The organism is uncultured Blautia sp. (assembly GCF_902497045.1).
Lineage (GTDB): Bacteria > Bacillota > Clostridia > Lachnospirales > Lachnospiraceae > Blautia_A.
Window position 1 is genome coordinate 1 of record NZ_CABVDF010000022.1, and the last position, 21,431, is coordinate 21,431.

Below are 21,431 nucleotides of genomic sequence, written 5' to 3' on the forward strand. Positions count from 1 at the left end.
CAATATTTTTTGTATATTTTGTCGTTTTCTTTTGTACTTTTATGATTAAAAAGTCTGAAACCGCATTACATTCTCAAGCATCCTTATTTCTCTCCCCTCAGCACCCGATCCAGAATGTCTGCAAAAGGTTCCATTGCATTTTTAACCTCCTGCACTGTATTTGTCTGTGCTCCTGCTTCCAAAAGAACCGATCTTTTTCTCAGATGCAGGTTATATCTCAGCCCGGACAGATAGATGCCTCTGTAAAAATCCGGATAATACTGTGCAGCCTGGTATTCCATCTGAAAAGAAAAAGCAAGATTATCTTCTATGTAGGGATTCGGCAGATAATCTACCGTTCCCTGAGAGCGTGTATAGCTAAGACCATTATAAAACATGATCTGTGCCGTTGATTTTCCATTGATTGTTGTAACCAGATGACGATCCTCCGGCACTCCATCTCTGTGAAGGTCTATGATCACTTCTATGGAAGGATTTTCTGCAAGAATTTTTTCTATATAAGGACGCGCGTAATCATAGGCCGCACTGCGGTCAAGCTGACCTCCGGCCATATCAAACTGCTCTGTTATATGAAGCACCTGATAACCATAGGTATCAGTAAGGATTTTTTCAAGATGATCTCCCACTCCCACAATGGTATCTGCAATCTCCCCTTCCCGGGAATCCGCAAAGGTTTCCTGCGTGTGGCTGTGATAAATAAGGATCTGTGGATTATCGGGATTCTTATTTATGGTAAGATCCTTTTCCAGAAATCTTTTCGCATTCAGCTGTTCCGGGTTTGTATCGGTATTTTCATCTATAATAAAAAAATTATTCAACAGATAATCATAATCTGCAAGAGTTTCCGGTGCCAGGTCAATCACCGGAGCCGGCTGGATCTGAGCCAGAACAGGAGCAGCTGTTACCGCAGGCGCTTCTGTTGCTGCAGGTGTTTCTGTTACTGCAGGTATTTCTGTCACCGAAGGAGCTTCTGTTATGTCCGTCTTCTTTTTATTTTCTGCCGGCTGAATATGCTCTTCTTTCTCCTGATCCTGAGACAGCATGTCCTGAGTTTCCGGCTCTGTCTCTATATCCAGATCCCTGTTTTCTTTTTCCATTTGTTTTGCCAGATATGCAGCATTCCCCTCCATCAGCTTCTCATATGTTTCCGGGTCTTCCCTCTCCGGAACACTTCTAGCTTTTTTCTCCAGAAAACAATAAAGAGGAAACTGCCTGTATGCATTTCCTCTCATAAAAAAGGGGTCTGGCATGACAGCCAGAACTGCCCAAAAACATAAACTCATGATAATACAGCATGCTTTCTGGAGCTTTGTCATAGGATCACCTCTTTCAAAGTATCCTATGACACAATAACAGTGATTATGACTGTACCGCTTTAAGAAAATGCCAGATTCAGCCCTTCTGATATAGTAAAACTAAGATATTTCACGGTCTCATCTACATCCTTTGGCGTAACAAACATACTATACAGATTTGGTGATATCATTTCCTCCAGAAATTCTTTCTGTTCCTGTTCTTCCAGTGTATCCAGAAGATGTGCCATGGAATCATGAACGATGGTTGCGGCATCCACAACCGTAGGAACGCCTATGCCGATCACTTTTACCTGAAGGTTCTCTTCTGTAAGCCCGTTTCTGTGATTTCCCACTCCGGACCCCGGATGAATACCAGTATCTGTGATCTGAACTGTCCTGTTCAACCTCCGGACACTGCGGGCGGCCAGCGCATCTACTGCAATGACTACATCCGGCTTTGTTTCTGCCGTCACTCCCTGAATGATCTCCGATGTTTCCATCCCTGTCTGAGCCATTACCCCGGGGATGATCCCGCTGACCTGGTGCAAAATTTCTTTTCCGTTGCTTTTCAATCCATATTCCCGTATGATATGCCGCGTCATACGAAGATTGTCTATCACAAGAGGTCCCAGTGAGTCTGCGGTGATTCCCTGATTCCCCAGTCCCACTACCAGAACCGAGGTTTCTCTGTCCAGATTGATCAGTCTGTGAAGATGCTTTGCAATCTCCTCAGATATTTCCCTGTGATAATCTTCATCAGAAGCTGACAGATCAGGGGCTTCTATGGTAATATAATTGCCCTGAGGGCGCCCCATAGCCTTAGCCCCATTTTCTGTAGTGATTTTTACTATCGTTGTTCGGATATCCTTCTCTTCATTATAATCTTCATGAATCTCCACGCCTCGAAGCTCTGTATCCTTTTCTGCAAAGCTTTCTGTAGCCTCCAGTGCCAGATCCGTTCTGATTCTGCTGTTTCCTAACATCTTTTCTCCTCCGGATTGTCTTTTTATGTAGGATTTGTCTTTTTTATGGGAATTATGTATTGACATTCAAAGATATGTGTAATAAAATATATAAGCATGTTCACAGAAGCGCCCGTGTCTGTTTCTGGAACAGATCATCAAGAATTCGAAATGGAGGTGTATCACATTGGCTAACATTAAATCCGCAAAGAAAAGAATTTTAGTAAACAGAACTAAAGCTGCGAGAAACAAGTCTATCCGCTCTGCTGTTAAAACTTCCATCAAAAAGGTAGAAGCTGCAGTTCAGAACAACGATAAGGCTGCTGCACAGGTAGCACTCAACGAGGCAATCGCTGCTATCAGCAAAGCAACATCCAAGGGTGTTTACCACAAAAATAACTGTGCAAGAAAAGTTTCCCGTTTGACAAAAGCCGTTAACAACATCGGCTAATAGAAAACGAACTTGTTTTTAATTATAAGCTTATAATTAAAAAAGACAGTCACAACCGTCATGTGACTGTCTTTTTTCTGTTTTACCGGTCAGCCCAGCTCAACCATTCTTCTGATACATTTTTCTGCCCCGTCCATAACATCCTGAGAAAGCAGAATTTCTTCTCCTCCCTGTCCTTTCAGACAGTTATAAATATCCATCAGTGTGGTAACCTTCATATCCATACAGGTCAGAGCTACAGAAAGGGGATAAAATCTTTTTTCTGGATAAGAAAACTGAAGATGCTCCACAATACTGTTCTCTGTTCCAATAATAAATTCCTCTGCCTCTGATTTTTCCACATAGGACATAATTCCGGTTGTAGAACCGACATAATCTGCATATGCCACAACCTCAGGCCGGCACTCTGGATGCACAAGGAGAAGAGCTCCCGGATGAGCAGCTTTCGCCTTTTCTGTCTCCTCCCCGGTAACTGCCGCATGACGTGGACATCCTCCATTATAAAAAGCAAAGGTCTTTTCCGGAATCTGCTCTGCCACAAAATGTCCCAGATTAGGATCCGGAATAAAAAGAATCTTATCATGCTCCAGACGACGGCAGATTTCTACCGCTGAAGCAGAAGTCACACACACATCACACTCTGTTTTCAGTTCTGATGTCGTGTTGATATAAGCTACAACTGCATATCCGGGATATTGCTTTTTCAGTTCTCTCAGCTCATCGACTGTAAGCTGCTCTGCCATGGGACATCCTGCTGTAGGATTTGGAAGCCATACCTTTTTATCCAGACTTAAGATCTTACATGTTTCTGCCATAAAGCGTACGCCGCACATGATAATTCCGTCACAGTCGCTTTTGGAAGCCTGCACGCTTAATCCATAAGAATCTCCTGTATAATCTGCCACCTCCAGAATTTCATGACCCTGATAGGCATGTGCCAGGATACAGATATTCTTTTCCTTTTTCAGACGGAGGATTTCCTCCTGTATCTCTGCGATCTTCATAATTTGTTCTCCTCTTTTTCTTTCTTTTCCCATGGCTGCAAGGGCGCCAGAAATCCGGCTTTTTCAAGCTGCTGCCCGATCAGATCCAGACGCTGTTGGCTGGATGCCTCCACAAGATGATAGTGATAACCAGAAGTAGCGTTGCTCAGAACAGTGGAATGGCTGCTGTTTAAAGCCTCTACAAACTCTGCCACATCATGTCTGGACCGAATATCCATTTCCGCGGATACACGACCATATACTCTGTGACTGATACTGATATTTTTTACATGGCCGCCGCAGTCTACAATCAGGTTCAGCTCCTCTGCCGCCTGTTCCTGTCTGTGGCGCACCTTAAATTCTCTGGTAAAGCTGGTGTCCTGCTGGATCGCATATCCCTTTGTAGTGGAAAGGATACCCGGTGTAGACGCACGGATCACCGCCATATCCTGAACGATCACCTGACGGCTTACGCCAAATTTTGCAGCAAGTTCTCTGGCCGCAACCGGTTCTTCCTCTCTCTGAAGAATCTGAAGGATTTCCTTTCTCCTATCAGAGGTGTTCATGATATGCCTCCTCTCAGACCGCATGAAGATTTTTCATGGAAATGTCAAGGATCGGTGCAGAATGAGTCAGCGCCCCGCTGGAAACATAGTCTACGCCCACATCACGAATCTTTGCGATATTCTCTTTTGTCACATTTCCGGAACATTCTGTCTCTGCTCTTCCGTCAATAAGGGCTACGGCTTCTTTCATCTGCTCCGGTGTCATATTATCCAGCATAATGATGTCTGCTCCTGCTTCTACAGCTTCTTTTACCTGATCCAGAGTTTCTACCTCAATCTCAATCTTACGTACAAAAGGTGCGTATGCTTTTGCCATGGCCACAGCCTTTGCCACGCTTCCGGCTGCTCCGATGTGATTGTCTTTCAGAAGCACTCCGTCCGAAAGATTATAACGATGATTGCATCCTCCGCCTACACGGACTGCATACTTTTCAAATACACGACAGTTTGGAGTTGTCTTTCTTGTATCCAGAAGAGTCAGACTGCTGCCTTCAAGAAGTCCTGCCACCTCTCTTGTATAAGTAGCAATCCCGCTCATTCTCTGAAGATAGTTAAGGGCCACCCTCTCACCGGATAAAAGTACACGAATGTCTCCGTTGACCTTTGCCAGAAGCTGCCCGTTCCTTACCTGATCTCCGTCCTTACAGAAAAATTCAATTTCAGTCTTATCATCAAGAAGAGTAAATACTCTTGCATAAACCTGGAGTCCTGCGATCACTCCGTCCTCCTTAGCGATCAGATCTACCGTTCCCTTCTGTGCCTCCGGCATTACGGCATTGGTAGAAACGTCCTCGCTTGTAATATCCTCTCTCAGAGCCATCATGATCAGCTCATCTGCCTGCATTTTCATTGTAATTTCATTCATGACTGTTTTTCATCCTTTCAATTTCATTTAATACATTTTTCCGATAACCTGCCATCAGAGTTTCCCTGTCTTCATAGCATTTCCGATCAATGGCTCCGGCGCGGCACGGCTCCGGCTTCCTTCCAAACAATATATCATCTGCAGCTCTTCTTGCAAACACCAGAGATTCCAGAAGAGAATTGCTGGCCAGCCGGTTCTTTCCATGAACTCCATTGCAGCTTGTTTCGCCGCAGGCATAAAGTCCTTTCATTGAAGTCCTGCTTCCCAGATCCACCTGAATGCCTCCCATAAAATAATGCTGAGCCGGAACTACCGGAATCGGCTCCTTTCGTACATCATATCCTTCCTCCAGACAACGTTTGAAGATATTAGGAAAATGTTTCATGATCATATCCTCACCCAGCGGACGCATATCCTCCCACACATATTCGGTATCCTGTTTTTCCATCTGTGCGAAGATTGCTTTGCTCAGAAGATCTCTTGGCTGCAGTTCATTAGTGAAACGCTGTCCGTTTCTATCGCAAAGGTGAGCGCCCTCTCCACGTACAGATTCCGAAATCAGAAATCTCCTTCCCGGCTTTTTAGAATAAAGAGTTGTGGGATGGATCTGTATGTAATCCAGATTCTCCAGAGCGATCTGATGCTTCATGGCAATACCAAGTGCATCTCCTGTAATATGAGGAAAGTTGGTAGAATTTTTATAAAGTCCCCCAAGCCCTCCGCAAGCCAGAACCACATAAGGCGCGCGGATATCATAAATCTCATCCTGCTCATCCATAGCCACCACTCCCCCGCAAATATTATCCCGGGAGATCAGATCTACCATAGTCATATATTCACAGATCTCAATATTTTCTCTTTTTTCCGCCTGCTCAAGAAGTTTAGAGGTAATTTCCTTTCCGGTAATGTCCTCATGGAAAAGAATCCTGGGCTGAGAATGTGCCCCTTCTCTGGTAAACAGAAGATCTCCTTCCTCACTCCGTTCAAAATCCACATTTCTCATAAGAAGATCGCGGATAATACTGTTGGAGCTGCGGATCATCAGATCTACTGCTTTTTTATTATTTTCATAATGGCCGGCACGCATGGTATCCTCAAAATAATCATTGTAGTCAGCCTCTCCCCGAAGCATGCAGATTCCTCCCTGTGCCAGAAAAGAATCTGACTGATCTGCTTCTTTTTTTGTGATCATCAGGATCTTCTTCCTTTCCGGAAGGTTCAGGGCACAGTACAGACCTGCGGCTCCTGTTCCTACAACAATCACGTCATAATGTTCTTTCATGTTTTCTCCTCATATCCTTAACATTTTTTTGCAAGTATACCACCAGACTTAACAGGTGTCAAGACACCTGTAATGATAAGAATAATTTCATGAAAACATAATGTTGCTGTTCACAGAGCTGTGAACAGCAACAACATAAAAACGAAAATGCTATAAGACTTATCTTCCGGAACTGTATTTCACGATCAGCAGTTCTACGCTGAGCACATCCTGAAGCCGTCCGGTCTTAACCGCTTCTTCCGCATCCACAAAATCCTCTTCCGCTCTGCGAAGCTCCTCTGAACTATAAGACCGGGCACAGGCTGCAATATTTCTGGCCACAAAAGAAGGAACACCCAAACGGGAGGCAATTTCCGGCTGGCCCACACCCTCTTCCGCCATTTTTTTTGCAAGAAAAAGCTGATGGAACTGTTTTGCAAGAAGAAACAGGATTCTCATAGGAGGCTCCTTCAATGTCAGAAGGTCATAATAAAGATCCAGTGCACGCTTCTGATTTTTTTCTGTTACCGCACGAACCATGTCAAAAATCTTGTTTGCTGTCTGCGTTGTACATACAGCCTCAATATCCTGAGCTGTCACAATATCTCTGCCTTCTGTATAGGCGATCAGCTTTTCCAGCTCCATACGGATATTTCCCATATCCGTACCGGTCTTTATAAGAAAAAGCTCCATATCAGATGTTTTGATCTTACGGCCTTCTCTTCCAAGAATCCCTGCCGCCCAACGCATCAGAGATTTTTCATCCTGACGGGAAAATTCTGTTACCCGCCCTATATTTTTCACTGCTTTATACATCCGGCTTCTCTTATCTACTTCTTCCTCTACAAAGATCATCCTCACATAATCAGGAAGCGTTTTCATGTAATCCGCAAGTTCTTCACATTTATTTTTAAAAAATCCGGAGTTTTCCACAAGGATCACCCTGTGGTCTGCAAAAAACGGCATCGTCTCACAGAGATCGATCATCTCTCTTACTTCGATCCCCTTTCCTTCATACCTGCTGAAATTCATCGTATCTCCATCTGGGTTTAATTCTTTCAGCAGTTTATCTTTATACTGTTGTCTGAGATAGGCTTCCTCCCCATATAAAAGATAAGCCGTTTTAAAATTTCCTGTTTTTAAATCTTCCTGTAAGCTTTTCAAGATCAAACTCCCTTTGTTGTTTTTATCTTTCTATTATACAAAGATTCACTGCCTCCCGCAAGACAAATCCCCGCCTTCTGCCGCCTGCCCTACTTCCTGTAATCTGTCCGTTTTTTATTTTACAAAGTGTTCTGTCCATATACGGGTTCCATCTGTATGCAAAGTAATGGCACCGTTTTTCATGGTATATTCTACTTTTACCCCGCTTTTTTTCATTCGAAGGGTAGTTTCCGGCGAAGGATGTCCATAAGTATTGGAATCAGAACAGGATATCACTGCCAGTTCCGGTTTTACCTGATCCAGAAATTCCTGACAGGTGGAATGTCTGGAACCATGATGGGCTGTTTTTAAAAAATCTACATCTGAAAACTCCGACAACAGTTTCTTTTCTGTATCCATACCGATATCCCCAGTGAAAAGCCCCTTAAACTTTCCGAATTTCAGTTCCATCACCATACCTTCCTCATTTACATTGTCTCCTAATGAGCCCTCCATAGGAGCAAGTATCTGGAATTTTGCCTTTCCGCAGAAAAAAGAATTTCCCTTTTCCATATACAGCACCTGGATTCCGGCTTCCTTTGCCAGCTTTTCCAGAAGCTGATATGCCTCTGGTTTTTCTTTCCACTGAGGAAGCATCAGTGTTCCGGCCTTCACAGAGGTCAGCCCCTGTGTCATATACTCCATAAGCTCCTGTATACCGCTGATATGATCATTATCTGTATGTGAGACAAGGATACCGTCTATATAGGAGATTCCTCTGCTTTTCAAATAGGGAAGAAGCTGATATGCTGCGATATTCTTCTTATTGCTGCTTCCGCAGTCCATGAGAAACACACCTTTTTCCGGCATTTCCAGAACGATGCCATCCCCCTGTCCAATATCCAGGCATGTGATACGAAGCCCTTTTCGGGGCTGCCAGGAAAGAAGCAGGATCCCTGCCAGAACAATCAGCCCCCATAAAAGGCCTCTTCCTGCTTTCTTCTTTTTTTCTGCCTTTCGCATTCCCCAGAATATTCCCAGCGCCATAAGTCCATAGTAAATCCCCCACTGCCAGGTTTCCGGTTTTCCTCCGATCCAGGTACAAAAAGGCAGCTTTCCTGCCAGCATACCCATTTTTTCATAAAACCACAAAAGTACTCTTCCAGGAACAGCTGCCAGAGAAGCAGCCTCCTGGTTTATAAAACCGGCCATACTGCAGCAAAGACCACTGAGCAGTACGCCGCTTACTGTAGGAAGCACTGCCAGATTCAGAACAATACCGGCAATGGATATTTCTCCAAAAGATGCCAGCATGATCGGAAGTGTAGAAAGCTGCACCGCTGCAGAGCCTGCCAGCGCTTTTCCTGCTTTGCCCTTTATATCCATAATTTTTATTATACAGGGAGACACAAAAGCCACACCCACAACTGCCCCAAAGGACAGCAAAAAACTGCTGCTGTACAAATAAGCAGGAGAATCCAGAAGAAGCAGAATCGCAGATACTGCCAGAGCAGTCAGGATATCATAGGTCCTTCCCAGAATCTTTGCTCCTACAGAAAGCACAAACATACATACCGCTCTCATAGAAGAAACGCTTCCCCCTGTAAATATTCCATATTGAAGCATAACCATAAGAGACAGAAGTCCTGCCGTTCCATTTCCCAGTCCTATCTTTTTCAAAAGCGAAAAAAGCCCCATTCCCAGAATACTGATATGCAGTCCTGAAATAGCCAGAATATGGATCATGCCCGCCATCTGGTAGCGCATTTTTAATTCCTGTTCCAGATCCGTTTTTTCTCCCAGAAGCATTGCTTCAAAAACCGGAGAATCTTTTCCTGCCGCATTTCTCAGGATTTCAAGAACCTGCTCTTTCAGTTCCAGCAGTTTCTGGCCATATCCGGAATATCCGGCGCTTTTCTTTTTCAGTACTGCTTTTTTCATAAAATAATAAATATGCTGGCAGGCATAGTACTGGCGGGAATCAAATTCCCCCGGATTCCTTGGGCCTCCTACTGATTCCAGCTGTCCTGAAAAAACTGCCTGTGTACCTGGCGGCAGGTCTTCTTCTTTTTTTAAAAATACTTTTACATTTTCAATGGGAATTTTTTCTGATCGAACGATCAGAAAGACATGTTTTAAACAGACAGAAAAGGAGAACTCTGTGGTCTGACACTGCTGTACCTCCCCGCAGATCACAGCGGCCGGATGCTTTTCAATGTACGTCTGTACTGTATCAGGCAGGGGAACACCGCTTATCAGCGGTATCCCTGCCAGCTCAGCAATCCACATACACAGCATCAGGATCAGACACACAAGACATAATGGACGTCTTGTCATTTGCCATCCCTTTCATAAAATCCTTGCAGAATCAGGAATTTGAATCTTCCTGTTCTACCAGTTCTTCATTTTTTTGATAAAATGTATACAGCGGCATACTTGTTTTTAGATTTCCTTCCATATTTCCTTCAATGGAAATCTGAACCTTATCCGCTTCGCAGGAATCCAGAAGAGAATTCACAACTGCATATACCTGGACATTTTCTGCTATATCAGGAGACTCTTCCTGAAAAGCCCGGTTCATGTCAATATAACAGATCCTGTCTGCAATAATAGCACTGAGAGCCACCGAAGACTCCGAAATCACCGGATAATGTCCCTCTTCCATAGGTCCCTTTGCCAGCTGCTCCAGGACTACGCTTTCTTTTGGAAGTGTTCTTCTGTAATAGATATTACGTTTTTCCTTTACCAGCTTCTGACCGCTTTTATCCGTAAAATATAAAGTAAAGGTATCATATCTGTAGCTGTCCATATTTTTTCCGGAAAGATTCAAAAAGCTCTGTCTTGTCATCTCCCCGATCTTATTATTTCTGGAATCTGTTAATTCCTGTCCTTCTAAAGTGAAGCGAACCTTTTCTATCTCCGGTATCTGGAGAAATGTCAAGACAATGCCGGCTCTCGTAAGCACCTCTCTTGCCCTGCTCATCTCCCGATATCCGCCTTTAAAATCAATCACCAGGGTACTGTCCTGAAAATCATAAGAATTAAGGACCACATTTTCCGGCAGAAGCGGAATCCCATCCTCCGGAGCCTTTTTGCTGCTGACATACTGCATCAGTTCTCTCAGCATATTTTCTCCGTTTTCTTCCTTCGGATTATAGCCTTCTTTCCTCAAAGATGTCTCTGACTGGTTCAGATAATAGTAACTGTATTTATCCGGCTCTTTTTCTTCTACCTCAATACTGCATCCGGCAGCCGTGATACAGACAAAGACTGCCAGAAGAAGCATGCTGATTATTTTCTTCATCCGGCACCTCCTATGGAATATATGACAGCGGGATCCTGACTGAGAAGGTCGTTCCTTCTCCTTCCCTGCTGAACACCTTGATCACACCATGATGCATGGCAATGGTGCTTCTTGTTATGGCAAGTCCCAGACCTGTACCGCCAATCTCTCTGGAGTGGGATTTATCCACACGATAAAATCTCTCAAAAATACGATCCAGCGACTCTTCCGGTATTCCCATGCCGGAATCTGCCACCGTAACATAAAAATATTTATGATCTGCATCAATCGAAACTCTCACCCATCCATCATCTACATTATATTTGATCGCATTCTCAACCAGATTGCTGATCGCGGAAGTAAATTTAATCTCATCCACATCTGCCTCCACCGGGCGGAAACTGTCGAGAATCAGATCAATGCTTCTTTTATCTGCAATAGGCCGGAGCCTTTTCAGTATGTCTTCAAGAAGATGATTAATATCCATATGCTGAATAGAAAGATCTGCTGTCTTTTTATCCATTTTCACCAGGCTTAAAAGATCTGTGATAATACGGTTTTCTCTGTCTATCTCTGCAGTAATATCACGCATAAATTCCTGATAAAGTTCCTCCGGGATCCCTTCCTGCCCTACCAGGGAATCTGCCAGAACTTTCATAGAAGTCATGGGCGTCTTCAGCTCGTGAGACACGTTGGAAACAAATTCCGATCGGGATTCATCCAAAGTCTTCATCCGGCTAAGCATTTTATTAAATGCATCTGTAATAAGCTCTGTTTCTGTGTAATCCGGAACGGAAATTTCATCATTCTGATATCCGTCTGTCAGATCTTCAATAGATTTGGTAACACGGGCCAGCGGCTTCACAAGAACCGTAGACATGATGTATGCAAAAAATATAGACAGAACAATAATGATCGCAAGGATCAGAAGTCCCTGATACTTCATGTCCATCATAGTTGCCGTGATCTCGCTGCTGGAAATAGTAACCAGCATAGCCCCCTGTGTCTGGGGAACATCTGCACTTTTGATGGGAATTGCTGTTTCCAGCACCTGACCGTTTCGCTGGTAATCTGTCGGCTTTCCGCTTTTGAAGCAGCGGATGACCTTAGGGGAAACCAGCGTTTTTCCTTCATCTACATGATAAGTATCCTTTACTATCCTGAAGTCCCGGTCTACGATCAGCAGTCTGCCTCCATAGATGTTAGACAATAACTCCAGCTTGCCGTTTACTGTTTCAGAGCTGGAGTCATTAAGATAATTTTCTTTGATGATCTGATCACACAGAATACTGCACTGTGTATTTATCGTGCCAGTTCTGGCTGTGATCGCCTGTTTTTCATAATTGCTGAACATCATCTGCGTAACGATCACACTGGGGACGATTCCCAGAATCACCAGAATGATCAGGATCCGAAAACGCAGACTCTTAAAAAATCTTTTTTTCTTCTTCATGGACTATGCCTGGAAATAGTAGCCTACGCCCCATTTTGTGTGTACATATTTGGGCTCACTGGGATTTGCCTCAATTTTTTCACGAAGACGGCGGATATGTACGTCTACAGTTCTTACATCACCGGGATATTCATATCCCCACACAATATTCAGAAGATTTTCACGGCTGTAAACTTTATTAGGATTAAACACCAGAAGTTCCAGTACATCAAATTCCTTGGCAGTAAGATTGATCTCCTTGCCGCCAATGAACACGCGGCGGCTCTCACAGTCAAGCTTCAGATCACCGCTTTCAATACTTTTCGCTTTTTCTTTTTCTTCGCTTTCAGATCGCGCACGACGCATGATTGCCTTGATCCTTGCTTTTACCTCCAGAATATTAAATGGTTTGGTAATATAATCATCTGCACCATATTCCAGACCAAGGATCTTATCCATATCTTCGCCCTTTGCAGTAAGCATTACAATCGGAACATTTGAAAATTCCCGAATCTGCTGGCAGACCTCAAGGCCGTCCATTTTGGGAAGCATCAGGTCCAGAAGAATAATATCATAATGATTCTCCTTGGCCTTCTCCACAGCCTCTTCTCCATCGTAGGCGCAGTCCACTTCCATTCCGTCCTGTTCCAGATTAAAGCGAATTCCTTTTACGATCAGTTTTTCGTCATCTACCACTAACACTTTCCTGCTCATTTAATTTCTCCTTATTCTACTGCAATTTTATCTTTTATCTTTATAAAAGTATTTTCTTTTATCCCCGGGACATCCATCAGTTCCTCTATGGAAGAAAAGCCTCCATGTTCCTCTCTGTATGCCAGAATCGCCTGCGCTTTAGACTCTCCGATACCGCTGAGCGTCTGAAGAGCCGCCGCATCTGCTGTATTCAGATTAACTTTTCCGTTTTCTTCCGGCTGACTGCTCTCCCCGGTTTCCGCTGCGGCAAAAACATCGTCTGCCAAAGCTTCTCCCTTTTTCTCTGCCTCTTCTTTTGTAGGTACATAAATCTGCTGACCATCATTTAAGGGCAGAGCCTGATTTACATAGCTGCCCGCAGCCTCCGGAAGAAAACCTCCGGCAGCCTCTACAGCCTGAAACACTCTGCTGTCAAAGGGCATACGATAAACTCCGGGTTTTGCCACAGCTCCGCAGACATCAACAAAAATATCTTGCGGCGGATTTGTGATCTCCGGTGTGATTTCCGGTTCCGGGGCATCTGTCCCTTTTTCTTCCTCTTCTTTCTGTTCCTCTTCCAACAGAATTTCCGGTTCCTGTCTGCCGCATCCGGATAAAGCCGGACTGGCAAAAAGCACCAGAATCGTCAGCAGAAGTCTCAAACCATTTCTTTTCTGATCATTCTTTTGTTTTCTGATTTGGGGTCACTCCTTATCTGCTCCCCCGATACTCACACTTGACCAATTCCTATTCTAACGAATTCCATCTGCTTTTACAATACCCAACTCTTATTTTTGCCATTTAAAGATTACGATACCAATAATGGCAACCGCCATTCCAACTGCTTTTCTCCACTGAAAGACTGCCTTTTCCACACCAAAAAGTCCCATCAGTTCGATCACATAAGCGATCAGAAGCTGAGAAACCACGATCAGCATAGCGGCCCGTGCAGGTCCAAGAGCTCCCATGCTCTGGATAACCGTAACTGTAATAAACGCTCCGATCACACCTCCAAGAAGTGTGTATTTGTTGTCCACCTGCCATAAAGTCGAGATATTTTCCCTCCCTGTAAAAAACCATGCAGCCACACAGACCAAAAAAGCAGAAAGCTGTACCCATCCTGTGGACACCCAAAGACTGGTCTGCTTTGTCACCTCTGTGTTAAAAACTCCCTGAATGCTCATCAGAGCACCGGAAATAAGAGCTGCCGCAAATCCCCACATAAAAATCCCTCCATATATATTAGTAAAAGAGACCGGTATTTTTAACCAGCCTCTTGTTTATAATATCATCATATACAAAAATTCAGTTTTTATACACTTCTGTTTCTTTGATTTTTATTTAAGTGTATCGCTGCAGTGACCGCTGCACTTACCGGAACAGCATCCTCCGGACGAACAGCCGATGCATGTTTTTCCACTCTTTTTTGCTTTTATGATATACGCTGCCGCGGCTCCTACCGCCAACAGCAAAATGCCTGCTATTACAAGATCTGCCATATCAAACATCTCCTTTCATTCTCATCCCTGGGCATGAAGTCCATATTCTGTGCTGAAATTTTTTCGTGTTCTTCTTACTAAGAATACCACAACAAGAACCATCGCCGCAACTGCTGCCAGCCCTGGAACAAATCCACTTCCCAGGCTTCCTGTAGTTATCAGTGTTCCCGTCTGATATACCATAAATGCAACAGAGTACCCGGTTCCCAGCTGCAGGGCGATGCCTCCCCACAGCCACTTTCTGTCCTGCATCTCTGAATTCATGGCTCCCAGCGCAGCAAAGCATGGCGGAGTAAACAGATTAAACATCAAATAGGCAAGAGCTGCTGCCTTTGTCAGTCCCATAACAGCCGCCACCTGATTTCCGCTTCCTACAAGGGCAAAATCTTCATTAATAAAGCTGGTAAGACCATATACTACTGCCAGGGTACCTACTACATTTTCTTTGGCAATAAATCCTGTAATGGCTGCTGCTGCAAGCTGCCATACTCCAAATCCCAGAGGGATCAGAAGCACTGCAAAAGGTGTTGCTATAGATGCCAGAATAGAAGTACTTTCCATTCCTTCTTCTACGACCTGAAGGTGCCAGTTGAAGCTTTGCATGATCTGTACTGCTGTATTGCACACCAGAATAATAGTACCTGCTTTTACAATATACGCCTTTCCACGGGACAACATAGAAAGCACTGCTCTTTTCAGGCTTGGAATTTTATATTCCGGAAGTTCAATGATAAAAAATGATTTTCGAAATTTATATCCTGTAATCTGGTTAACCAGAAGTGCTCCGAGAAAAATCAGCACGATTCCTACCAGATACATTGTTGGACCTACCCATCCTGCATCAGAGAAAAATGCTCCTGCAAATAACGCGATCACCGGAAGCTTTGCTCCGCATGGCATAAAAGGTGTCAGCATTGCAGTCGCTCTTCGTTCTCTCTCATTACGGATGGTACGGCATGCCATAATTCCAGGAATAGCGCATCCGGTTCCAATCACCATAGGGATCACAGATTTTCCGGAAAGTCCGACTCTTTTAAAAATAGGATCAAGAACAACCGTAGCTCTTGCCATATATCCGCAGTCCTCAAGAAGAGCAATCAAAAAATACATAACCATTACCAGCGGCAGAAATCCTACAACAGCACCAACTCCGCCAATAATACCATCTACCAGAAGCGCCTGCAGAAACGGACTGGCAGATTCCACATGCCCGCCTACCCAGCTCTGGAAGGTTTCAATCCATCCCACCAGCCAGTCTGCGATCCAGGTTCCCACTGTAGATTGAGATATGTAAAATACCAGGAACATAACAGCCGCAAAAATAGGAATGCCTACAATCTTATTGGTAAGAACCGCATCAATCTGATCCTGACGGTTTTTATTTTTTGTAAAAACCTTTCTCTTTTCTACTGCTTTTACAATGTCATTTACAAAATCAAATCTTTTTCTGTCTGCTGCTTCTACCGCAGCCTTGTTCTGAAGATTGATCTCCTCCTGCATATAAGGGGCTTTCTGACCTTTTCCTTTTAAAGCAGCCGCATTGGCAACCACTGCCTTAAGGCCTTTGTGCCCGGAAGAAGAGGCTACGGTACGGATTACCGGACACCCCAGTTTTTTTGATAAAAGCTCAATGTCAATCTCCGTTTTTTTCTTTTCTGTCACATCACTTTTATTTAATGCTACCACAACCGGTATTCCAAGTTCCAGGAGCTGTGTGGTAAAAAACAGACTTCTGCTGAGATTTGTAGCGTCCACAATATTAATGATTGCATCCGGCGCTTCATTCTTTACATAGCTGCTGGTAATACTTTCCTCAGAGGTAAAAGGAGACATGGAATAAGCGCCTGGCAGATCCACTGCCACAAGCTCCTCATTTCCTTCACAATATCCTTTCCTGATCGGACTTTCCTTTCTTTCTACCGTAACTCCTGCCCAGTTTCCAACTTTTTCATTTCTTCCGGTAAGGGCATTATACATGGTAGTTTTTCCACTGTTGGGGTTTCCTGCCAAAGCAATTCTCATAACCTTTCTCTCCTCCATAACCCATTTAATTAGTTGAGACTAACCTGTAGTCTGAAAAAAAATAGTGACAGGATCACTATTTTATATCGAAATAGCCTGTGCCAGATCATGATCGATATTATATCTGGCATCTTTAATAGAAACCACACAGCCGCCCTTTCTGTGGGCGATCACTGTAATCGGTTCTCCACTGTAACACCCCAGTGAAAAAAGAAAAGCATCCAGCTCTTCATCATCTGTGACAATATCCTTTACGATATATTCTTCTCCTTCTCTCGCTTCTGACAGATTCATAAGCATATAATTCTCACTTTCCCGGAATCCGTTTTACACATTGATCCGATCTTTTTGTTAGTATCAATAAACTCTACATCAGTTAGTATATGCTAACAAAGTTAGTTTGTCAACACTTTTATCATAAAAAAAGTCCGGCATTATGCCAGACTTTTTTTCAGTTTCATAATCATCTCATCAATATCCTCTTTTTTTATGACCAGAGGAGGTACCATTCTCAGCACATCACTGCCTGCTGAAATAACCAGCAGTCCGTTTTCCAGAGCTTTCTTCACAACATTTCCTACCGGAATTCCCTGAATCACCAGGCCCTGCATAAAGCCTTTTCCACGTCTGGCAGAAACGCAGTCATACTGATCCACGATCTCATCCAGTTTTTCCTCCAGATAAGGCGTCAGCTCCCGCACATGGTCCAGAATATGGTTCTCCTCATAAATATCAAAAACCTTACTTACGGCAGCACATACAAAAGGATTTCCCCCATAAGTCGTTCCATGATCTCCCGGTTCCAGAGAAATTGCTGCGGCTTTCTCTCCAAGAACAAAAGCCCCCACCGGAACTCCGTTTCCAAGAGCCTTGGCACAGGTCATAATATCCGGCTTCACTCCATATCCCTGCCATGCAAAATAATCTCCGGTACGTCCCATGCCGCACTGGATCTCATCGAGGATCAGAAGGATATCTTTTTCATCACAGAGGGTACGAAGTCCCTGCAGAAATCCCCTGTCTGCCGGATAAATGCCGCCCTCACCCTGTACTGTTTCCAGCAGTATGGCACATGTTTTGTCTGTAATTTCTGCCTTTACACTTTCCAGATCATTAAACTGTGCAAACTTCACACCACCGATCAAAGGTTCGAAAGGCTCTCTGTAGTGAGCCGTACCGGTAACGGAAAGAGCGCCCATACTTCTTCCATGGAAAGAATGTTCCATGGCAATGACCTCATATTTCTCACCGTTATATTTTTTAAATCCGTATTTTCTTGCTGCCTTCAGAGCTCCTTCAACAGCTTCTGTACCACTGTTTGTAAAAAACACCTTGCTCATACCGCTGGCTTTTATCAGTTTCTCTCCGGCTCTGCTCATAGGCTCATTGTAATAAAGATTGGAAATATGAGTCAGCTTACGGATCTGCTCCATCAGAGCCTCATCATATCCCGGATAATGATATCCCAGTGCATTTACAGCGATTCCTGCTGCAAAATCAAGATATTCTTTTCCCTCTGTGTCAAAAATCCGGCAGCCTTCTCCTCTGTCAAACATCACCGGAAAACGATTGTATGTATGAAGGATACTTTTTTCTGCCTGGTCCATCTGTTCATGCATCTTCATTGTAGTATTTTTCGCCGTCCTCTCTTAAAATAGCAGTTCCGATTCCTTTGTTGGTAAAAATCTCCAGCAGAAGGCTGTGCGGAATTCTTCCATCCAGAATATGAACTCTGTTTACTCCGTTTTCTATGGCATCAATACAGTTTTTCAGCTTCGGGATCATGCCCCCTCCTACATATCCGTCTGAGATCAGTTTCTCTGCCTCATGGATATGCAGTTCCGAAATCAGACTGGATGGGTCATCCTGATCTTTATACACGCCTTCAATATCTGACAAAAAAGCCAGCTTCTCTGCATGCACCGCCTCTGCAATTGCACAGGCTGCGTCATCCGCATTAATATTATAGGAATCATAATTTTCATCAAAGCCTACCGGAAAAATGACCGGAAGAAAATCCTGATCCAGGAGTTCATGCAGAATCCTTGGATTTACCTCTTTCACTTCTCCCACATAGCCAATGTCCTCCCCGCCTGACAGCTTTTTGGTGCATTTCAGAAGACCGCCGTCTTTGCCGCTGATGCCCACCGCATCTACACCCAGGGATTCTACCAGAGTTACCAGCTCCTTATTTACTTTTGCAAGAACCATTTCCGCAATCTCCATGGTCTCTTTGTCTGTCACCCGAAGTCCGTTGACAAATCTTGGTTCCATCCCTACTTTTCCGACCCAGCGGCTGATCTCTTTGCCTCCTCCATGGACAATGATCGGCTTAAACCCAACCAGTTTCAGCAAAACCGCATCTTTGATCACATTTTCCTTTAACTCCTCATCCAGCATAGCGCTTCCGCCGTACTTGATCACCACGATCTTTTTATTAAAGCGCTGGATATATGGAAGAGCTTCAATAAGTACCTCTGCCTTGTCCAGATATTTTTGTTTTACCATTTTATTTCCTCCTCGTTTTCTCTTTCATTCTCCCTTTCCTGTCTTCTTTAAAAGATCAGGAGCGATAGTCTGCATTGATCTTTACATAGTCATAAGTCAGGTCGCAGCCCCACGCTGTTGCCGTACAGGTTCCCATCTTCACATCTGCAACAGCAGTCACAGCCTCTTCCGAAAGAATCCTGGTTGCCTCTTCCTCACTGTATCCGGTTGCCACACCGTTTTCAATGATCTTGATCTTTCCTGCCTTACTCTCAAAGTAAAGATCTACTTTTTCCGGATCAAACTGTGCACCGGAATATCCCATAGCGCAAAGGATCCTGCCCCAGTTGGCATCGTGTCCGTATATAGCAGCTTTTGTAAGGGAAGAAGTCACTACTGACTTACTTAAGGTCACTGCCTGTTCTTTGCTTTCTGCTCCAATGATCTTTACCTCAAAAAGTGCTGTCGCACCCTCGCCGTCGCCTGCAATTTTCTTTGCAAGTGAAGTATTTATATAATTCAGAGCCTCACAAAACGCATGATAATCTTCATTTTTTTCTGTAATCTCCGGATTTCCCGCCATACCGTTTGCCAAAAGAAGAACCGTATCGTTTGTGGACGTATCACCATCTACGGAAACCATATTATATGTATCCTTAACGTTCTCGCTTAATGCCTCCTGAAGAAGATTCTTGGAAATATTAAGATCTGTTGTAACAAATCCCAGCATGGTACACATATTGGGGTGGATCATTCCTGAGCCCTTGCACATCCCTCCAATGGTTACAGTCTTCCCTCCGATCTCAAACTCTACCGCCGCTTCCTTCTCTTCTGTATCCGTTGTCATGATCGCCTTTGCCGCCTGATTTCCTGATTCCAGACTTCCATCCAGTACAGGAACCATGGCCTTTATTCCATTTGTCAGTTTCTGAATGGGAAGCTGCATACCGATTACACCTGTAGACGCTACAAGAACACTGTTCTCACTGACACCAAGAGCTTCTGCCGCTGCCTTTGCCGTTTCTCTGCAGTATCCAAAGCCTTCTTCTCCGGTACAGGCATTGGCAATCCCGCTGTTGCACACGATCACCTGCGCTTCCGGCTGATGATACACAATATCCTGATCCCATTTTACCGGAGCCGCCTTTACTACGTTCGTGGTAAAGGTTCCTGCTGCCCTGCACGGCTTCTCACTGTATACCATTGCCATATCGGTTCTGTCCTGATATTTGATGCCGGCTGCTGTGGAGGCTGCCTGAAATCCTTTTGCCGCTGTTACACCACCTGATATAATCTTCATAGTAAATATCCTTTCTTATTTTATACTGTTCTTTCCACCGGGATCTCCTGTCTGATACAAAGATCAGGGCATCATGGGAATCTGGCGAAGTCCCTCTGCCTCATCAAATCCGAACATCAGATTCATATTCTGCACAGCCTGACCTGCGGCGCCTTTTACCAGATTATCCATGGCTCCCATCATAATGATCCTGTTTGTTCTTGGGTCGATCTTAAAATTAACATCTATAAAATTGCTGCCTTCTACCCATTTTGTCTGAGGATACACATCTTTATCCAGTACACGTACAAACAATTCCTTATTATAATATTTATCGTAAACTGCTTTTACTTCCTCATAGGAAACCTCTTTTTTCAGAGAAGCATATGCAGTTATAAGGATCCCTCTGTTCATAGGAACCAGATGCGGTGTAAAATTGATCAGAACCTCTTCTCCGCATGCATATCCCAGCTGATCTTCAATTTCCGGTGTATGCCGATGACTTGCCACACCATATGCCTTAATGTTCTCATTGACTTCGCAGAAAAGATTATCCACCTTGGCGCCTCGTCCGGCTCCGGAGGTTCCGGACTTTGCATCAATGATAATGGTAGAAGGATCGATCAGCCCTTCTTTCAAAAGAGGATAAACAGAAAGGGTAGAACATGTAGGATAGCATCCCGGATTAGCGATCAGCCTTGCCTTTTTAATATCCTCTCTGTTAATCTCACAAAGACCGTAAACGGCCTCATTGATAAATTCCGGAGACTTATGTGGTATTCCATACCATTCCTCATATTTTTTTACATCCTTGATCCGAAAATCCGCACTGAGATCAATAACCTTTGCTTTAGAAAGAATTCCTTCATTTATAAGCGAGGCACAAAGCCCTTGTGGAGTTGCAGTAAAGATTACGTCCACTTCATCTGCAAGAGCTTCCATATTGTCATCCATACATTTTGCATCTGCCAGCTGAAAAAAATTCTGATAGACATCGGCATATCTTTTCTCAATATAGCTTCTTGACCCGTACCATGCCACTTCTACACCTTTATGTCCCAGCAAAAGTCTAGCTATCTCATTTCCCGCGTAGCCTGTTGCTCCGATAATACCAGCTTTTATCATAATATCTCCTCCTCTTATACCCGTATAAACGTCTGATGCCACTTGTCCTGGTCATCCTATCAAAGATACATGAATTATACATCTA

The 21,431-nt window shown here is 44.0% G+C and carries 21 protein-coding genes; 1 reads left to right on the forward strand and 20 read right to left on the reverse strand.

Annotation, left to right across the window (positions count from 1 at the left end; genetic code table 11):
* Nucleotides 1-83: 83 nt before the first annotated feature.
* On the reverse strand, nt 84-1,316 hold the full coding sequence (locus RDS42_RS03340) for a stage II sporulation protein P (protein ID WP_308782373.1): 1,233 nt from the start codon (nt 1,314-1,316) through the stop codon (nt 84-86).
* Nucleotides 1,317-1,375: 59 nt separating this feature from the next.
* Nucleotides 1,376-2,278 (reverse strand): GPR endopeptidase, encoded by a 903-nt coding sequence (gene gpr, locus RDS42_RS03345; protein ID WP_308782374.1) that lies wholly within the window; start codon nt 2,276-2,278, stop codon nt 1,376-1,378.
* A 166-nt stretch (nt 2,279-2,444) separates the two neighbouring features.
* On the opposite strand from gpr, the gene rpsT reads away from it, so the two are divergent.
* Nucleotides 2,445-2,708: a 30S ribosomal protein S20 gene (gene rpsT, locus RDS42_RS03350; RefSeq protein WP_308782375.1), complete on the forward strand. Its 264-nt coding sequence runs from the start codon at nt 2,445-2,447 to the stop codon at nt 2,706-2,708.
* An 89-nt stretch (nt 2,709-2,797) separates the two neighbouring features.
* On the opposite strand, the gene nadA is transcribed toward rpsT, so the two are convergent.
* From nadA to argC, 18 genes are all read right to left on the reverse strand, one after another.
* On the reverse strand, nt 2,798-3,712 hold the full coding sequence (gene nadA, locus RDS42_RS03355) for a quinolinate synthase NadA (protein ID WP_308782376.1): 915 nt from the start codon (nt 3,710-3,712) through the stop codon (nt 2,798-2,800).
* Entirely contained in the window at nt 3,709-4,257 is a 549-nt protein-coding gene (locus RDS42_RS03360; protein WP_308782377.1) for a transcription repressor NadR, read from the reverse strand. The genes nadA and RDS42_RS03360 overlap by 4 nt, the downstream gene beginning before the upstream one ends.
* Before the next feature lie 13 nt (nt 4,258-4,270).
* On the reverse strand, nt 4,271-5,122 hold the full coding sequence (nadC, locus tag RDS42_RS03365) for a carboxylating nicotinate-nucleotide diphosphorylase (protein ID WP_308782378.1): 852 nt from the start codon (nt 5,120-5,122) through the stop codon (nt 4,271-4,273).
* A complete protein-coding gene (locus tag RDS42_RS03370) occupies nt 5,115-6,404 on the reverse strand; it encodes an L-aspartate oxidase (protein ID WP_308782379.1) in 1,290 nt (429 codons plus the stop codon). Before RDS42_RS03370 ends, nadC begins: the two co-directional genes overlap by 8 nt.
* Nucleotides 6,405-6,563: 159 nt before the next feature.
* Complete coding sequence (gene holA, locus RDS42_RS03375) at nt 6,564-7,547, reverse strand: DNA polymerase III subunit delta (RefSeq protein WP_308782380.1); 984 nt, start codon at nt 7,545-7,547, stop codon at nt 6,564-6,566.
* A 114-nt stretch (nt 7,548-7,661) separates the two neighbouring features.
* Nucleotides 7,662-9,863, reverse strand: a complete 2,202-nt coding sequence (locus tag RDS42_RS03380) for a DNA internalization-related competence protein ComEC/Rec2 (protein WP_308782381.1) — start codon at nt 9,861-9,863, stop codon at nt 7,662-7,664.
* Between the two features lie 31 nt (nt 9,864-9,894).
* On the reverse strand, nt 9,895-10,830 hold the full coding sequence (locus tag RDS42_RS03385; RefSeq protein ID WP_308782382.1) for a GerMN domain-containing protein: 936 nt from the start codon (nt 10,828-10,830) through the stop codon (nt 9,895-9,897).
* 10 nt (nt 10,831-10,840) lie between these two features.
* On the reverse strand, nt 10,841-12,262 hold the full coding sequence (locus RDS42_RS03390) for a HAMP domain-containing sensor histidine kinase (protein WP_308782383.1): 1,422 nt from the start codon (nt 12,260-12,262) through the stop codon (nt 10,841-10,843).
* Nucleotides 12,263-12,265: 3 nt separating this feature from the next.
* Nucleotides 12,266-12,955, reverse strand: coding sequence for a response regulator transcription factor (locus RDS42_RS03395; RefSeq protein ID WP_308782384.1), 690 nt, complete (start codon nt 12,953-12,955; stop codon nt 12,266-12,268).
* Between the two features lie 11 nt (nt 12,956-12,966).
* The gene (locus tag RDS42_RS03400; RefSeq protein WP_308782385.1) at nt 12,967-13,596 is read right to left on the reverse strand and encodes a ComEA family DNA-binding protein; all 630 of its coding nucleotides are present in this window, start codon (nt 13,594-13,596) and stop codon (nt 12,967-12,969) included.
* 126 nt (nt 13,597-13,722) lie between these two features.
* The gene (locus RDS42_RS03405; protein WP_308782386.1) at nt 13,723-14,157 is read right to left on the reverse strand and encodes a DMT family transporter; all 435 of its coding nucleotides are present in this window, start codon (nt 14,155-14,157) and stop codon (nt 13,723-13,725) included.
* 114 nt (nt 14,158-14,271) lie between these two features.
* Entirely contained in the window at nt 14,272-14,433 is a 162-nt protein-coding gene (locus tag RDS42_RS03410) for a FeoB-associated Cys-rich membrane protein (RefSeq protein WP_308782387.1), read from the reverse strand.
* A gap of 21 nt (nt 14,434-14,454) precedes the next feature.
* Complete coding sequence (gene feoB, locus RDS42_RS03415; protein WP_308782388.1) at nt 14,455-16,455, reverse strand: ferrous iron transport protein B; 2,001 nt, start codon at nt 16,453-16,455, stop codon at nt 14,455-14,457.
* Nucleotides 16,456-16,536: 81 nt separating this feature from the next.
* On the reverse strand, nt 16,537-16,749 hold the full coding sequence (locus RDS42_RS03420; RefSeq protein WP_308782389.1) for a FeoA family protein: 213 nt from the start codon (nt 16,747-16,749) through the stop codon (nt 16,537-16,539).
* A gap of 140 nt (nt 16,750-16,889) precedes the next feature.
* On the reverse strand, nt 16,890-18,062 hold the full coding sequence (locus RDS42_RS03425) for an aspartate aminotransferase family protein (protein ID WP_331602565.1): 1,173 nt from the start codon (nt 18,060-18,062) through the stop codon (nt 16,890-16,892).
* Between the two features lie 4 nt (nt 18,063-18,066).
* Entirely contained in the window at nt 18,067-18,963 is an 897-nt protein-coding gene (argB, locus tag RDS42_RS03430) for an acetylglutamate kinase (RefSeq protein WP_308782391.1), read from the reverse strand.
* Between the two features lie 55 nt (nt 18,964-19,018).
* A complete protein-coding gene (gene argJ, locus RDS42_RS03435; protein ID WP_308782392.1) occupies nt 19,019-20,242 on the reverse strand; it encodes a bifunctional glutamate N-acetyltransferase/amino-acid acetyltransferase ArgJ in 1,224 nt (407 codons plus the stop codon).
* A 63-nt stretch (nt 20,243-20,305) separates the two neighbouring features.
* On the reverse strand, nt 20,306-21,346 hold the full coding sequence (argC, locus tag RDS42_RS03440; protein WP_308782393.1) for an N-acetyl-gamma-glutamyl-phosphate reductase: 1,041 nt from the start codon (nt 21,344-21,346) through the stop codon (nt 20,306-20,308).
* Nucleotides 21,347-21,431 lie beyond the last annotated feature (85 nt).

Excerpts from the sequence above, each read along its gene's own strand:
- RDS42_RS03340 (WP_308782373.1), bottom strand. The coding sequence starts at position 1,316 with ATGACAAAGCTCCAGAAAGCATGCTGTATTATCATGAGTTTATGTTTT.
- gpr (WP_308782374.1), bottom strand. The coding sequence starts at position 2,278 with ATGTTAGGAAACAGCAGAATCAGAACGGATCTGGCACTGGAGGCTACA.
- nadA (WP_308782376.1), bottom strand. The coding sequence starts at position 3,712 with ATGAAGATCGCAGAGATACAGGAGGAAATCCTCCGTCTGAAAAAGGAA.
- RDS42_RS03360 (WP_308782377.1), bottom strand. The coding sequence starts at position 4,257 with ATGAACACCTCTGATAGGAGAAAGGAAATCCTTCAGATTCTTCAGAGA.
- nadC (WP_308782378.1), bottom strand. The coding sequence starts at position 5,122 with ATGAATGAAATTACAATGAAAATGCAGGCAGATGAGCTGATCATGATG.
- RDS42_RS03370 (WP_308782379.1), bottom strand. The coding sequence starts at position 6,404 with ATGAAAGAACATTATGACGTGATTGTTGTAGGAACAGGAGCCGCAGGT.
- RDS42_RS03380 (WP_308782381.1), bottom strand. The coding sequence starts at position 9,863 with ATGACAAGACGTCCATTATGTCTTGTGTGTCTGATCCTGATGCTGTGT.
- RDS42_RS03385 (WP_308782382.1), bottom strand. The coding sequence starts at position 10,830 with ATGAAGAAAATAATCAGCATGCTTCTTCTGGCAGTCTTTGTCTGTATC.
- RDS42_RS03390 (WP_308782383.1), bottom strand. The coding sequence starts at position 12,262 with ATGAAGAAGAAAAAAAGATTTTTTAAGAGTCTGCGTTTTCGGATCCTG.
- RDS42_RS03395 (WP_308782384.1), bottom strand. The coding sequence starts at position 12,955 with ATGAGCAGGAAAGTGTTAGTGGTAGATGACGAAAAACTGATCGTAAAA.
- RDS42_RS03405 (WP_308782386.1), bottom strand. The coding sequence starts at position 14,157 with ATGTGGGGATTTGCGGCAGCTCTTATTTCCGGTGCTCTGATGAGCATT.
- RDS42_RS03410 (WP_308782387.1), bottom strand. The coding sequence starts at position 14,433 with ATGGCAGATCTTGTAATAGCAGGCATTTTGCTGTTGGCGGTAGGAGCC.
- feoB (WP_308782388.1), bottom strand. The coding sequence starts at position 16,455 with ATGAGAATTGCTTTGGCAGGAAACCCCAACAGTGGAAAAACTACCATG.
- RDS42_RS03420 (WP_308782389.1), bottom strand. The coding sequence starts at position 16,749 with ATGAATCTGTCAGAAGCGAGAGAAGGAGAAGAATATATCGTAAAGGAT.
- RDS42_RS03425 (WP_331602565.1), bottom strand. The coding sequence starts at position 18,062 with ATGGACCAGGCAGAAAAAAGTATCCTTCATACATACAATCGTTTTCCG.
- argB (WP_308782391.1), bottom strand. The coding sequence starts at position 18,963 with ATGGTAAAACAAAAATATCTGGACAAGGCAGAGGTACTTATTGAAGCT.
- argJ (WP_308782392.1), bottom strand. The coding sequence starts at position 20,242 with ATGAAGATTATATCAGGTGGTGTAACAGCGGCAAAAGGATTTCAGGCA.
- argC (WP_308782393.1), bottom strand. The coding sequence starts at position 21,346 with ATGATAAAAGCTGGTATTATCGGAGCAACAGGCTACGCGGGAAATGAG.